Below are 14,859 nucleotides of genomic sequence, written 5' to 3'. Positions count from 1 at the left end.
CTTCCCGAAGGTGGAGCCCTCGGACCGGGCGCAGACGAGCCGCCCGGTCCGAGGGAGTCTGATCAGTTCTTCGGCGAGAAGTCGAAGATCGACGGGTAGGCGTTGGTGGGCCAGAACTCGAGGTTCGTGTTCGCGTCGGTCGCGAACGTGCCCTGCACCCGGAAGAACGGCGCGAACCACGCCTGGTCGACGAGGTACTTGTTCAGGTCCTTGAGGGCCTGATCCGACTCCTCGGGGGTGCCGAACTGCACGGTCTTGATGTATCCGTCGACCGTCGGGTCCTGGTACTTGAACGGGTTGAACGTCGCGTCGGGGCCGACCATGAAGTTGATCAGCTGCCAGTCGGGGTTCTGCTCCAGCGCCATCCAGGTCGCGGGGTACTTCGGCGCGAGCATGTCGGTGATGAAGTTGCCGGTGCCGGGGTCGGTGTAGTTGACGGTGATCCCGATGTCGGACAGCTGCTGGGCGACGAGGTCGAAGGTGGTCTGGAAGGCCGGGGTCGACATCATGTTGAGCGTGAACCCGTCGGGGTAGCCCGCCTCGGCGAGGAGGTCCTTCGCGGCATCCGGGTCGTACGGGTAGGTGCTGTCGAGCGCCGCGTCGTACGCGACGGAGGTCTCGGGGAAGACCTGCTCCGTGACGGTGCCGTATCCGCTCTGCAGCGACGCCAGCAGCGCCTCGCGGTCGAAGGCCATGTTGATCGCCTGGCGGACCTTGACGTCGGCGAGCTCCGGGGCCATCGTGCCGGCCCGGTCGAGCAGCAGCAGGCCCTGGAAGTCGAGCTCGTTCGACTCGATCGTCCAGCCGGCGCCTTCGACCTCGGAGATCGTGTTGTTGTCGGCGATCTTCGCGCCGTTCGCCTCGCCGGCGCGGATCGCGTTGACGGTGGCGGTGACGTCTTCGAGGACGTTGATCGTGAGGTTGTCGTACTTGACGGCGTCCGCGTTCCAGTAGTCGGGGTTCGCGGTGTAGTTGTACGTGGTCCCGGTGACCGACGAAGCGGTGTCGAGGATGTACGCGCCCGAGCCGATGGGGTCGGTCGCGGAGTCGGGGTCGTCGAAGGTCGAGGGCGCCTGGATCAGGCCCGGGGCGATCGAGAGCAGGTTGATCAGCGAGGGGTCGGGCGCCTCCTGCGTGATCGTGACGGTCGTCGCGTCGACGGCGGCGAACTCCTTGCCGGCGAGCGTGGCCGCCTGCGGGGCGGTGCCGTCGCGGAAGTGCTCGAGGCTCGCGACGACCGCCGCGGCGTCGAGGTCGGTGCCGTCGGTGAACGTGACTCCCTCGCGCAGCGTCAGGGTCAGCACCGTGTTGTCGTCGTTGTACGACCACTCCGTGGCGAGCCAGGGCTGCGTCTCACCGGAGGAGTCCTTCGACAGGAGGGTGTCGAACACGGCCTGGAAGAAGGGGCTGCGGTTGCCCCATTCCGCGCCCTGGCCGATGTCGTAGCTCGTGGGAGCGGCGATCGCCGTGAGGGTGAGCCGGTCGGCGCGACCGCTGTCACCGCCGGATCCGTCGTCGGTCCCCGCGCACCCCGCCAAGGCGAGTGCGGCGACGACCGTGAGGGCTGCTGTGGCCTTCCATCGGAACATCTTTGGTCCTTTTCTCGGGAGAGGCGATACCCCGGTGGATCGCCCTGGCGCTGGACGCTAGCACCAAATCCGAGCGGTGACTAGATTTTTGAAACGAATTTCTACCGATCGCTAGGTTTTCGTTATCCGAGCGTGCAGACTGGCCTCCGTTCGCCGACGAGGGCGACGACGGACAGATGGACGATGATGACGACGACCGACACGACGGCGCCCGAGCGCCGTCGACGGCGAGGCACGTACGCGAAGACCGAGGCCACGCGCCAGGCGATCCTGGATGCCGCTCTCGAGGTGTTCTCGCAGTCCGGCTACCGCGCCGGATCACTCCGTGACATCGCGACGCGCGTGGGCATGAGCGAGGCCGGGCTGCTGCACCACTTCCGCAACAAGAGCGCCCTGCTCGAGGCCGTGCTCGAGGAGCGCGACGCTCGTGCCCGCGCACTGGTGCCCATCGAGTCGGAGGACGGTGCCGACGTCCTCCGCGGACTGATCGACCTCGCCTCGCACAACGCCTCGACCCCCGGCGTCGTCGAGCTCTACACGACGCTGTCGGCCGAGGCGACGGCATCCGATCATCCGGCGCACGGCTACTTCGTGCGGCGGTACGAGTACACCCGCGGCAACATCGAGCGGTCGTTCCGGACCCTGCGCGACGAGGGACGCCTCCGGCACGGGATGACGCCGCGTCGCGCGGCGATCATGGCCGTGGCCCTCATGGACGGCCTGCAGGTGCAGTGGCTGCTCGAGCGCGACGCGCTGGACATGGCCGCCGAGCTGCAGGCCATGTTCGCGAGCTTCGTCGACATCGACTGGTCACGCCGACCGCGAGACGAGGCGTCGTCGTGATCCGCGTCCCGCTGCACGACGGATGGACGGTCGGCCCCAAGCTCGGTCCGTTCGAGTCCGCAGACGACGAGCGAGGCCCCGTCGCCGTGACCCTGCCGCACGATGCGCTGCGCGATCTGCCTCGCTCGCCCGACGAAACGCAGGGCGTGCACACCGGATACACCCCCGGCGGCGTCTTCGAGTACGCGCGGTCGCTCGACGTGCCCGACGATTGGCGTTCGCGCACCGTCGTCCTCGAGTTCGAGGGCGTCTACCGCGACGCCGTCGTGTTCGTCAACGGCGCGTTCGCCGCGCACCAGGCGGGCGGCTACGCCGGCTTCTCGGTCGTGCTCGACCCGTTCCTCGAGTTCGGTGCCGTCAACCGCATCAGCGTCGAGGCGCGGGCGCATCGCGATTCGCGCTGGTACTCCGGGGCGGGGATCTACCGCCCGGTGCATCTCGTCGTGGCCGATCCCGTGCACATCCCGCTCGACGGGGTGGGGGTGGAGACTCCCGACATCGACGACGAGCGTGCGGTCGTCGCCGTCGCGACGGAGGTCGCGAACACGACCCGGCACACCGTGACGACCCGGGTGAGCTGGCAGGTCGCCGCACCCGACGGAACGGTGGTCGCGAGCGCCCATTCGCCCGTCACGGTCCTGCCGGGCGAGCGCGCCGTGGCCCGGGCGCGGGTGACGGTCGATGCGCCGATGCGCTGGGATGTCGAGACCCCCGACCTGTACCGGCTGCACACCACGCTCGCCTCAGCCGACGGCGCGCTGCTCGACGAGGACGTCACCGGCTTCGGCATCCGCTCGTTGCAGCTCGATCCGCGCCACGGTCTGCGCCTGAACGGGCGCTCGATCGACCTGCGCGGCGCCTGCGTGCACCACGACAACGGCATGCTCGGAGCGGCCACCGAGCCCGCCGCCGAGGACCGGCGCGTCCGGCTGCTCAAGCGGGCGGGTTTCACCGCGCTGCGCAGCGCCCACAATCCGATGAGCCGCGCGATGCTCGCGGCGTGCGACCGGCACGGGATGCTCGTCATGGACGAGCTGACCGACGCCTGGACGCGGCCGAAGGCCCCGTTCGACGCGACCATCACGTTCGCCGAGCACTGGCGCGACGACATCGCGTCGCTCGTCGCGAAGGACCGCAACCACCCGAGCGTCGTGATGTACTCGATCGGCAACGAGATCCTCGAGCTCGCCACGCCGCTGGGAGCGACCTGGAGCCGGCGGCTCGCCGAGCGGGTGCGAGAGCTCGACCCGACGCGATTCGTCACGAACGGGATCAACGGCATCATCGCGAACCTCGACCGCATGGCCGAAGCGCGCGACCAGCTTCCCGACGCCAACACGATGATGGCGGGCATGGGCGAGCAGATGGGGCTCATGAACGCCTCGCCGCTCGTGAGCGCGTCGATCGAGGAGTCGGCGGCGGTGCTCGACGTGGTCGGGTTCAACTACGCTGATTCGCGATACCGGCAGGACGCCCTCGATCACCCGAATCGCATCATCGTCGGCTCGGAGACCTTCCCCGAGCGCATCGACGTGATGTGGGAGCTCGTGCGCGAGCTGCCGCACGTCATCGGCGACTTCACGTGGACGGGCTGGGACTACCTCGGCGAAGCCGGCATCGGTCGCGTCGACTACACCGACGAGCCCGGCTACACGCCCACCGGCACCGCCGGCCCCTATCCCTACCGGCTCGCCGGCTGCGGCGACCTCGACATCACCGGGTTCCGCCGGCCGATCTCGTACTACCGCGAGATCGTCTACGGGCTGCGCCGCGACCCCTACATCGCCGTGCACCGCCCGCAGCATCACGCGCGTCCCACCGCGACGACGCCATGGTCGTGGACCGACGCCGTGTCGTCGTGGTCGTGGGATGCGGCATCCGGTGCCCCCGTGACCGTGGACGTCTACGCGGATGCCGACGAGGTCGAGCTGTTCGTCGACGACGAGAGCGTCGGCGTCGTGCCGGTCGGCCGCGAGAAGGCGTTCCTCGCGCGCTTCGAGACCCGCTATCGCCCGGGCCGTCTCGTGGCCGTCGCGCGGCGCGGCGGTGCCGAGGTCGGCCGGCACGCTCTCGTCACCGCGGGACCGGCCTCGCTGGTCGCACGCGTGGAAGACGCGGTCGTGCACCGCGACGGTCTCGCGTTCGTCGCGGTGACGCTCGAGGACGACGACGGAGTCGTGGTCTGCGACCGCGACGTTCCGGTGATGGTCGAGGTCGCCGGACCCGGGGTGCTGGCCGGCATCGGCTCGGGCCGGACCGACAGTGAGGAGTCGTACGCCGGTCCCTTCTTCACGACGTTCGACGGCCGGCTGCTCGCGGTGGTGAAGCCCACCGGAACCGGCACGGTCGCCCTCACGGCATCCGCCCCCGGCCACGCCCCCGCATTCCTGGTGTTCGAGGTGGCCCCCTCCCCGTCGTGAGCCGTGAGAATGCGCGAATGCACGGTGCCGGCGGGTCCGGACCGTGCGGATGCGCACCCTCGGGGTGCTGCGGGTGGAGATAGGGGATGAGAGAAGACTCATCGGTGCGCGGGGGAGGTGCGCCTAGGCTCGGAGCAACGCAGGAAAGCGTATTCCGATGGGATCGATTCGATGAAGAACAGACTCCGCTCCACGCTGCTCGCGGGCCTCACCGCGGGGACGCTCGCCGCCGCCACCCTCACCGTCGGGGGCGTTACGACGCTCCCGGCCGCGGGCGCACAGGAGCCACCGGCCACCCCCGTGCCCCGGCTCGAGACCCTCGACCGGGGTCTCGTCGCGGTGCCGACGAGCGAGGGCGTGTTCCTCAGCTGGCGTCTGCTCGCGGGCGAGGCCAGCGGTGCCGGCGAGACCGGCCTCACGGGCACCGACTTCGTCGTCTACCGCGACGACGTTCCGATCGCCACCGTCACCGACAGCACGAACTACCGCGACGACGCCGGGACGGCGGCATCCGTCTACCGCGTGGCGCCGGTCACGGCGGGCGTCGAGGCGGCGGCGAGCGACCCCGCGATCCCGATGCAGGACGGCTTCCTCGACGTCGCGCTGCAGCGGCCCGAGGGTGGGGTGACCCCGGCGGGCGAGGAGTACACCTACGCGGCGAACGACGTCTCGGTGGGAGACGTCGACGGCGACGGGCGCTACGAGTTCGTCGTGAAGTGGGACCCCTCGAACTCCAAGGATGTCTCGCAGGTCGGGTACACCGGCGGGGTCTACATCGACACCTACAGCCTCGAGGGACGCCTGCTGAACCGGCTCGATCTCGGCCCCAACATCCGTGCCGGCGCGCACTACACGCAGTTCCTCGTCTACGACTTCGACGGCGACGGACGCTCGGAGACGATGCTCAAGACCGCGCCCGGAACGAAGTCGATCACCTACGCCGACGACGGCTCGGTGGCGTCGGAGCAGTACGTCACGATGCCGGCCGAGGATGTCGCCGCGGGCTACGCCCACACCGACGACTACCGCATGAGCGCCGCCGACTACGCCGACCACCTCGTCGAGGTGTTCCGCGGGTGGTCGACGCGCGACGAGGTCGTGTCGGGCCAGTGGCCGGCCACGCTCGAGGAGGCCTTCGGCATCGAGCCGCGCTACGACTATCCGCTGTCGGATGCCGACGCCCGCGCCCTCGTCGACCACTTCATCGACGTGTACGCGCCGAGCCGCAGCGCCCGCAACGTCCTGCGGAACTTCGAGGGCTTCATCCTCGACGGCCCCGAGTACCTCACCGTCTTCGACGGCGAGAGCGGGGCCGAGCTGCAGACCGTGCGCTACGAGCCCGACCGCGGCGACGACGGCCTGCTGTGGGGCGACTACGCGATGTCGCGCATCGAGCCCGGCAACCGGGTCGACCGGTTCCTGGCGGGCGTCGCCTACCTCGACGGCGAGCGGCCGTCGGCGGTCTTCGCCCGCGGGTACTACACCCGCACGACGATCGCGACCTACGACTGGGACGGCGAGAACCTCGTCAAGCGCTGGTTCGTCGACAGCGGGCACGCGCCGATGACCAACCCGTTCAACGACGGTCCGCACGGGGTCGACGGCACCGATCCCGTGTACGGCACCATCACGACGCAGGGCTTCCACAGTCTCTCGGCGGCGGATGTCGACGGTGACGGCCGTCACGAGATCGTCTACGGATCGGCGACGCTCGACGACGACGGCAGCCTGCTCTACAGCTCGTTCGCCGAGATGCCCGAGGGATCGGCGACCCCGGGCGAGATGGCGCGTCTCGGTCACGGCGATGCGATGCACGTCGCCGACATCGACCCGACCCGCCCGGGCCTGGAGATCTTCACCGTGCACGAGGGCGGGGCGTACGCGCCGTACGGCACGGCGCTGCGGGATGCCGCCACCGGCGAGGTCATCTTCGGCGCCTACTCGGGCCGTGACACCGGGCGCGGGATGATCGGCGACGTGCGCCCCGATGTGCCCGGCATGGAGGTCTGGTCGAGCATGCCCGGCGGAACGGATGCCTCGGGCCTGCTGACCGCCCAGGGCGAGGTGCTCTCGGCGGCGACGCCCGGCACCAATGCCTCGATCCGGTGGGCGGGCGACCTCACGACGCAGATCGTGAACGGCAGCGGCGACTTTACCCCGACGATCGACGACTGGGCGCGCGGCGCCGTGCTGACGGCATCCGGAACCCTCGCCAACAACGGCACGAAGGGCAATCCCGGCCTCGTCGCCGACGTGCTGGGCGACTGGCGCGAGGAGCTCGTCGTCCGCACGGCCGACTCGTCGGCGCTGCGGGTGTACGTCTCGACCGAGCCGACCGAGCACAAGCTCTACACGCTCATGCACGACCCGCAGTACCGGGCCGAGGTCGCCCGCCAGCAGACGACCTACAACCAGCCGAGCTACACCGGGTTCCACCTGGCCTCCGGCATGGACTTCGGCGGTGTGCCCCTGCGGCCCGCGCCCGCACCCGTCGCGGCCCCCGGCATCGGGGTCGACTCGGCCGGCGTGAACGTCACCTGGACGACGACGGATACCGGTGCTGCGGCCACCGGCTTCACCGTCGTCCTCCGCTCGGCGGCGGGCGAGACGATCGAGCAGCAGGTCGGGGCCGAGGCTCGCGCCGCGCGGTTCGCGCAGGTACCCCCGGGGGAGTGGGCCGCGACCGTCACCCCCGCGGGCGCCTTCGGCCAGGCGGCGCCGTCACAGCCGTCGGCGACGGCCACGGTGCGATCGGGGCAGCCGGTGCCGCTGCGCGTGAGCGCGCGGTCGCAGTGCGTGAACGGGGCGGTGCACGTCGCGGTCCACGCCGCGAACGAGGCTGACGGTGCGATCGACGTGCGACTCGCCGCGGTCGGCGGCGAGCACGCGCAGCAGAAGGTCGCGGCGGGTGACTCGGCGTACCGGCTCTTCGACTCGGGCCGCGACTCGCTCGTGCCCGGATCGGCGACCGTGACGGCGTACCAGTGGCTCGACGGGGTCGGCTACCACGCGACGTACGACGTGCCCTACTTCGCCCGGATGTGCTGAGCCCGGTGCTCGCGCGCTAACTCCTCAGACCCGGCCACGCACCGCGGTGCCGGGCGCCTGCCCGCCCCGTTCTCGGCCCGGCTCTGAGGAGTTAGCGCGGGCCTCCCGCGTGCAAAGGTCAGCGGCGGGGGCGGTCGGAGGCGGCGTCGGGCAGGGAGATGGGCGTCGTTCCGGCGACCTCGTCGCTGAACTCCTCGGGTGCCACGACCGAGATCGGGCGCGTCTCGTCGAGCGAGAGCGCGAACCGGCGCGAGCTCGAGCGGTGGACGCGTCCGGAGACGAGCATCCATGTCACCCCGACCCCGAACGCGACGAGGGCGGCGACGGCACCGAGACCGATGGCCGCGCGCGGCCCGAACTGGTCGGCGACCCACCCGACGATCGGGGCGCCGATGGGGGTGCCGCCCATGAGGATCGCCATGTACAGCGCGAGCACGCGGCCGCGCAGGGCCGGGTCGGTCGTCGTCTGCACGTAGCCGTTGGCCGTCGTCAGGGTGGTCACGACCGCGAAGCCCGTGAACATCAGGGTCACCGCGTACAGCCAGTAGTCCGGCATGAAGGCCGACACCGCCGCGGCCGCCGCGAAGAGTCCCGCGCCGAGGATCACGACGCGGATGCGCGCCCGCTCACGACGGGCCGCCATCAGGGCGCCGGCGAGGGATCCGATGGCGAGGATCGAGCTGAGGAGGCCGTACCCGTCGGCATCGCGCCCGAACTCGATCGCCATCGTCGAGGCGAAGATCGGGAAGTTCATGCCGAACGCGCCGAGGAGGAACACCATCGCGAACGTGACGATGAGGTCGGGACGCCCGCGCACGTAGCGGAAGCCGTCGGCGAGGCGAGCGGCGCCCGGTGAGGTCACCCGCGGGATGAGCTCGCCCGGCCGGATGAGGAAGAGCGCGACGATCATCGCGAGGAACGTCGCCGCGTTGATGAAGAAGACCCAGCCGGTGCCGACCGCGACGATGACGATGCCCGCGGCCGCGGGGCCGATCATGCGCGCTCCGTTGAAGGATGCCGCGTTGAGCGCGACCGCGTTGGCGGCGATCTCGCGCGCGACGATGTCGGAGACGAACGCCTGGCGTGCCGGGTTGTCGAACGCCGAGATCATGCCGAGCGTGAACGCGAAGACGTACATGAGCGGGAGCGTCATGACGCCCGTGAGCAGAAGCGTCCCGATGACCAGTCCGACGAGCATGAGCGAGCTCTGGGTCACCACGAGCAGCCTGCGCCGGTCGAAACGGTCGGCGACCCACCCGGTGACGCCGACGAGCAGGAGCGGCGGGGCGAACTGCAGCGCCATCGTGACGCCCATCGCGCCGGCGTCGTTGTCGGTGAGTCCGGTGAGGACCACCCAGCTGAGCGCCGTCGCCTGCATCCACGCGCCGACGTTCGACACGAGGGCACCGAAGAACCAGACCCGGTAGTTGAACACGGAGAAGGAGCGGAACATCGCGGAGCTCATCGGTCGGCCACCGCCCGCATGATGACCGCGGCTGCCGCGAGCGTCTCACGATCGGCGGCGTCGAGCTCCTCCAGGGCGTGCTCGAGCCAAGAGTCTCGTCGGCGGGTCGTCTCGACCACGACGGTGCGTCCGTCGTCGGTGAGGGCGATGTTGACCTTGCGGCGGTCGCCGTCGTCGGGAGTCCGGGTCAGGTACCCGAGCTCCTCGAGGTGGTTGACGGTCCGGTTCATCGATGGCGCCGAAACGCGTTCGCGGTCGGCGAGCTCGCCGAGCGTGTGCGGTCCGTGCACGTGGAGGTTGGCGAGCACGGCGAACTGTCCGTCGCTCATCGAGTCGACGGCGCGCTGAGCGCGGAGCCGGCGTGCGAGGCGGAACGTCGCCATCCGCAGGTCGGTCGCTTCGTGCGCGAGATCGATGGCGGGCGGCGGTGCGGCGGGGGCGGGGGAGGAGGTGCTCATCGGTGATGTTTAGCTTAGCTCATTAGTCTTGCTAACGGTCTGTGATGTCCGGAAAGCGACGGCCGGAAACGTAGACTCGCCGCATGCCCGAGTTCATCGACGCGCACGGGGTCGCGATCGTCTACGACATCCATCCCGCGCAGGGCGCGCAGCGGGCGGTCGTGCAGCTGCTGCACGGCGTCGGCGAGCACGCGGGCCGCTACGCGGAGCTGGCCGAGGTGCTCACCGCCGCCGGCTTCACCGTCTACGCCGACGACCACCGGGGCCATGGCCGCACCGGCATCCGGCAGCACGGCGACCCGAGCAGGCTCGGAAAGCTCGGCCGGGGCGGATTGCACGCCGCGCGCGACGCGTGCGCCGAGCTGACCCGCATCATCGAGCGCGACCATCCCGGGGCGCCCATCGTGCTCCTCGGCCATTCGTGGGGATCGTTCCTCGCGCAGATGCTCTTCGACGATCGGCCCGACGCCTACGCCGGACTCGTGCTCTCGGCGTCGGCGCTGCGCTGGCCCGGATCGCTCAACTCGGGCGACCTGAATGCGCCGTGGAAGGCGCCCGGCGCGACCGGCGTCGAGTGGCTGAGCACGGATGCCGCCGTCCAGCAGAGCTTCCTCGACGATCCGCTGACCACGACGACAGCGCTGCCCCGACTGTTCGGGCCGCTCGAGACGCTCAAGCTCATCGGGCGGCCGCGTCGCGACCTCGGGGTCGACGTCCCGGTGCTGCTCATGGTCGGCCGGGACGACACCGTGGGTGGGCCTCGCAGCGTCCATCGGCTCGCCGACGCCTACCGCACGCGTTCGGGCCTGACGGATGTGACGACGCTCGTCTACCCCGGGGCTCGCCACGAGATCTTCAACGAGGCGGTGCGGGGCGATGTGCAGGCCGATCTGCTCGCCTGGCTCGACGCTCGCTTCCCGCGGGACTGAGCCGCGGGAAGCGAGCGTCCGGGTCACTGGGCCGGGCCGCGCCGGATCGCCGTGACGAGCGGTCGAGACGCGAGGAGCGCCAGCGCGACGGCCCCGAACCCCGCGACGAAGGTCGCCGCGATGACGGCCATCGTGAGCGGCGCCACGACGAGGCTGATCCCCACGATCGGGAGGGCCAGCGCCACCCCGACGACGGCCCCGCCGGCGGCGGCCCAGCGCAGGGGCAGCATGACCGTGATGCGACGTGCCCGGGCGAGTTCCGCGGGTTCCATGCCGAGCCGGTCGAGGCCCACGATGAGTTCGCGGTCGTCGAGCACCGACGCCGCCTGGCTGACGCCCACCGAGGCCGCGAGCAGGACGAAGCCCGCCCCCAGCGTGACGAGGACGCCGGTGCGGATGTCGGCGAAGAGCGTCATCCCGGGCTCGTCGCCGGCGATCTCGGTCAGCGCCATTCCGCTGCCGCCGACGACCGCGATGAACGAGATCATCGCGATGCTCGACACGCGGCGCCACGCGGTGGGGGCGTGTGCGGCGAGCTCGCGGCCGGCGATGAGCTGAGCAGCCGTTCGGGCGCGCCGCGCCATCGATCGTCCGCGCGCCGCGACGATCGGAGTCCCGATGAGGTTCACCAGGGCGAGGGCGCCGGCGAAGAGAGCCAGCAGGACCACGATCGACGCAGCGGGGGCGAGGACCGCGCTCACGCTGCTGAACTGGGCCACGATCGTGCCGACGGCGACGATCGCGATCGCGGAGATCACGAGGGTCCGGGTGCGTCGCGGCGGCGCCTCGGTGCGGCGACGCACGCCGAGGGGGGTCAGCCGCACGCGTCGCAGGCTCGCCGCCGCGCTCACGGTGGCGATGAGACCGACACCGATGATGACGGCGAGGACGATCGGCCACCCCGCCCACACCGCGGCGGCGCCGACGGGCCCGCCGAAGAAGGGGAGCAGCCCGACCAGGGGCAACGCGACGCCGTAGGCGGCGGCGCCGACGACGGCACCGGCGAACGCGACGACGGATGCCTCGCCCACCGCCATCGCTCCGACCTCGGTGTTCGTGGCCCCGAGGAGCCGCAGCGTCGAGAGGCGGTCGTTGCGGCGGCGGCTCGACAGGCGGGCGGCGGCAGCCCCCAGGGTCGCCGTCGGGACGGCGAGGAGGATGAGCGCGAGGACGCTGAGCACGCCGTAGAGGAAGGCCATCTGACCCGTGCGCGGGTCGGTGAGGAACATGCGCGTGCCGCCGGCGACGATCAGCATGAGCGTCGTCGTCACCGCGAAGGCCGTCAGCGGCAGGACGATCGCCGCCGACCCCTGGCGCGCCGGTCGGGCGAGCAGGATCGTCAGAGCCGCGACGCGGCGGATGCCGCCCGGTGCCTCCGACGCGCGGGCGAGCGGGGCGGGAGGCTGCGGGAGCGAACTGGTCGCGACGGCGGCGCTCATCGGGTTACCTCGGTGGCGGCTGCGCCCGCACGCGCGGGGCCGGCAGCCGAGTCGACGATGCGCCCGTCGCGCATGCGGAGGACGCGATCGCATCGGCGTGCGACCTCCGCGTCGTGCGTCACGACGACGAGGCTGCGCCCCTGCCCGGTTGTGGCGTGCAGCAGCGCGTCGAGCACCTCCGCCGAGGTGGTGGAGTCGAGCGCGCCGGTCGGCTCGTCGGCGAACACGACGGGTGCGCCGGTCACCTGAGCCCGGGCGATGGCGACGCGCTGCGCCTGTCCGCCCGAGAGCTCGCCGATGCGACGGTTCTCCATGCCGGCAAGTCCCAGCGCGCCGAGCCACGCCGCGGCGTGGGCCTCGGCGGCGGCCCGGGCCGTGCCGACGAGAAGAAGCGGCAGCGCGGCGTTCTCGACGGCGGTGAGCTCGGGAAGCAGCAGGTGGTCCTGGAAGACGAAGCCGAGGCTGCTGCGACGCACGGCGGACCGGTCGGCGTCGGGCATCCCGACGAGCTCTCGGGGCGCCGTGCCGGGAGCGGCGAGGCGGACGGAGCCGGCATCGGGCGCGATGATGGCGGCGAGGCAGTGCAGGAGCGTCGTCTTTCCCGACCCCGATGCGCCCATGATCGCGACGGCCTCGCCGGCGCGCACGGTCAGGTCGACGCGGTCGAGCGCGGTGAGCGGCCCGTAGCGCTTCACGAGCCCGCGGGCTTCGAGGACGGGGGCGGAGTCGATGGTGGGGTTCATGTCATCCACTCTCCCGAGCGGGGCCTGCGCCGTCGTCCGTCGCGAGGTGTAACGGCATCCGTCGGGCGACCGATCCTCCGCACGGTCCTAGGCTGGACGCATGCACGGCGAATACAAGGTGCCCGGAGGAAAGCTGGTCGTCGTCGACCTCGAGGTGCGCGACGGCCGCATCGCGGATTTCCACCTGGCCGGCGACTTCTTCCTCGAGCCCGACGACGCGCTCGCCGACATCGATGCGGCCGTGACGGGTCTGCCCGAGGAGTCGGATGTCGCGACGATCGCGGCCGCCGTCCGTTCGGCGCTGCCCGATGGGGCCCAGCTGCTCGGCTTCACTCCCGAGTCGGTCGGCACCGCGGTGCGGCGCGCGATGATCACGGCGCCGGGCTGGCGCGAGTTCGACTGGGAGGTCGTGCACGACCGGGCCGTCTCGCCGAGCATGAACCTCGCGCTCGATGAGGTGCTCACCACCCGCGTCGGCGACGGCCGCCGCAACCCCACCCTGCGCATCTGGGAGTGGAACGAGTCGGCGGTCGTGATCGGGTCGTTCCAGTCGTACCGCAACGAGGTCGACCCCGAGGGTGCCGCGAAGCACGGATTCGACGTCGTGCGCCGCATCTCCGGCGGCGGCGCGATGATGATGGCGGCGAACTCGATCGTGACGTACTCGCTGTACGTGCCGGCATCCCTTGTCGCAGGGCTGACCTTCGCCGACTCGTACGCCTTCCTCGACGACTGGGTGCTCGAAGCCCTCCGCTCGCTCGGCATCGAGGCGACGTATCAGCCGCTCAACGACATCGCCTCGCCCTCGGGCAAGATCGGCGGCGCCGCGCAGAAGCGTCTGGCCAACGGCGGGGTGCTCCATCACGCCACCCTGTCGTACGACATGGACGGGCAGGTGCTCACCGAGGTGCTGCGCATCGGCCGTGAGAAGCTCAGCGACAAGGGCACCGTCTCGGCCACCAAGCGTGTCGACCCGCTGCGCAGCCAGACGGGTCTGCCGCGCGACGCGATCATCGAGCGGTTCATCGAGGTGTTCTCGAAGCGCTACGGCGCCGTTCCCGGCACGATCTCCGAAGAGGAGTACGCCGAGGCCGAAGCGCTCGTCGAGTCGAAGTTCGCGACAGACGCCTGGCTCAAGCGCGTTCCCTGACCCCGCGGCCTCGTCAGCGGCGCGTCTGCGACAGGGCCCAGTGGGCTCGGGTGAGACCGCCGAGCGGCGCTCGCGTCAGGATGGCGGCATCCGATTCGCTCAGGATGCCGCCGTCGACCGCCACGCGCAATGCGGTGGCGATGTCTTCCCGTGCCCGCTCCTGTCGCGCGGCCGGCAGCGCGCCGACAGCGGCGCGCAGGGCCTCGACTCCCGTGCGCGGAGTCGAAGACCCTCCAGCGCGACGCCCGGCTCGGACGATGATGGCGACGGTGACGGCGGACGCGATGCCCTGCACGGTGAAGGCGCCGATGGTGAGGCCGGGGGCACCGGCGTCATTGGAGCGCAGCGCGACGATGAGGATCGCGAACGCGGCGAAGAGCACCGAGATGGCATTGATGGACAGCTGGGAACCGCTCGCCTCGGCGCGCCCGCTCGCCAGCTGCCGCCACAGCACCGGACGCGATGCCGCCGCCACGATCGCCAGCGCAGCGGCGACGAGGGTCGGCACGGTCAGGTCGGATGCCGTTCGGGCGGGGATCACGACGACCCCGGCGGCGATGATCGGCAGGAACTCCGACAGTGCGACGCCCAGTGAGCGGAACATCGACCCGCGGCCCACCGGGCGGCGGCGCTCTTCGTCCGACGCGTCCAGCAGATCCTGCACCGCCGGTTCGTCGGCGAAGGCGGCGCGCTCGATCAGCGCGGCGTCGAATCCGCGCCCGGACGCCACGAGTTCGCGGGCCGCGGAGGCGGCGGAGCTCTCACGCATCGTCTT

At 71.2% G+C, this 14,859-nt stretch carries 11 protein-coding genes; 5 read left to right on the top strand and 6 right to left on the bottom strand.

Going from position 1 to position 14,859, the window contains the following annotated elements:
- Positions 1-62: 62 nt before the first annotated feature.
- Positions 63-1,589, bottom strand: a complete 1,527-nt coding sequence (locus tag CI089_RS03890; protein ID WP_094260345.1) for an ABC transporter substrate-binding protein — start codon at positions 1,587-1,589, stop codon at positions 63-65.
- A gap of 183 nt (positions 1,590-1,772) precedes the next feature.
- Here CI089_RS03890 and CI089_RS03885 point away from each other — a divergent pair, with 183 nt between their 5' ends.
- From CI089_RS03885 to CI089_RS03875, 3 genes are all read left to right on the top strand, one after another.
- Positions 1,773-2,432, top strand: a complete 660-nt coding sequence (locus tag CI089_RS03885; RefSeq protein ID WP_218823011.1) for a TetR/AcrR family transcriptional regulator — start codon at positions 1,773-1,775, stop codon at positions 2,430-2,432.
- Positions 2,429-4,852 (top strand): glycoside hydrolase family 2 TIM barrel-domain containing protein, encoded by a 2,424-nt coding sequence (locus tag CI089_RS03880; protein WP_094260344.1) that lies wholly within the window; start codon positions 2,429-2,431, stop codon positions 4,850-4,852. The genes CI089_RS03885 and CI089_RS03880 overlap by 4 nt, the downstream gene beginning before the upstream one ends.
- 171 nt (positions 4,853-5,023) lie before the next feature.
- A complete protein-coding gene (locus CI089_RS03875) occupies positions 5,024-7,900 on the top strand; it encodes a rhamnogalacturonan lyase (RefSeq protein ID WP_306426960.1) in 2,877 nt (958 codons plus the stop codon).
- A 118-nt stretch (positions 7,901-8,018) separates the two neighbouring features.
- Here CI089_RS03875 and CI089_RS03870 read toward each other — a convergent pair whose 3' ends face one another.
- Together CI089_RS03870 and CI089_RS03865 are read right to left on the bottom strand one after the other, a co-directional pair.
- On the bottom strand, positions 8,019-9,353 hold the full coding sequence (locus CI089_RS03870; protein WP_256977463.1) for an MFS transporter: 1,335 nt from the start codon (positions 9,351-9,353) through the stop codon (positions 8,019-8,021).
- 8 nt (positions 9,354-9,361) lie between these two features.
- Entirely contained in the window at positions 9,362-9,823 is a 462-nt protein-coding gene (locus tag CI089_RS03865) for a MarR family winged helix-turn-helix transcriptional regulator (RefSeq protein ID WP_094260342.1), read from the bottom strand.
- 83 nt (positions 9,824-9,906) lie between these two features.
- Between CI089_RS03865 and CI089_RS03860 the strand changes: the two genes are divergently transcribed.
- Positions 9,907-10,752 (top strand): alpha/beta fold hydrolase, encoded by an 846-nt coding sequence (locus CI089_RS03860; RefSeq protein WP_094260341.1) that lies wholly within the window; start codon positions 9,907-9,909, stop codon positions 10,750-10,752.
- A gap of 23 nt (positions 10,753-10,775) precedes the next feature.
- On the opposite strand, the gene CI089_RS03855 is transcribed toward CI089_RS03860, so the two are convergent.
- Positions 10,776-12,191: an FtsX-like permease family protein gene (locus tag CI089_RS03855; RefSeq protein WP_094260340.1), complete on the bottom strand. Its 1,416-nt coding sequence runs from the start codon at positions 12,189-12,191 to the stop codon at positions 10,776-10,778.
- Complete coding sequence (locus tag CI089_RS03850) at positions 12,188-12,934, bottom strand: ABC transporter ATP-binding protein (protein ID WP_094260339.1); 747 nt, start codon at positions 12,932-12,934, stop codon at positions 12,188-12,190. Before CI089_RS03850 ends, CI089_RS03855 begins: the two co-directional genes overlap by 4 nt.
- A 100-nt stretch (positions 12,935-13,034) precedes the next feature.
- Here CI089_RS03850 and CI089_RS03845 point away from each other — a divergent pair, with 100 nt between their 5' ends.
- Positions 13,035-14,084, top strand: a complete 1,050-nt coding sequence (locus tag CI089_RS03845) for a lipoate--protein ligase family protein (RefSeq protein ID WP_094260338.1) — start codon at positions 13,035-13,037, stop codon at positions 14,082-14,084.
- Between the two features lie 13 nt (positions 14,085-14,097).
- Here CI089_RS03845 and CI089_RS03840 read toward each other — a convergent pair whose 3' ends face one another.
- Positions 14,098-14,853: a hypothetical protein gene (locus tag CI089_RS03840; RefSeq protein WP_094260337.1), complete on the bottom strand. Its 756-nt coding sequence runs from the start codon at positions 14,851-14,853 to the stop codon at positions 14,098-14,100.
- Positions 14,854-14,859: the final 6 nt, after the last annotated feature.

The sequence above is a fragment of the Microbacterium sp. Yaish 1 genome, assembly GCF_002245215.1.
Classification (GTDB): Bacteria; Actinomycetota; Actinomycetes; order Actinomycetales; family Microbacteriaceae; genus Microbacterium.
Note: the sequence above shows the minus strand (reverse complement) of the source record. Positions and strands in the feature narration are given on the sequence as shown.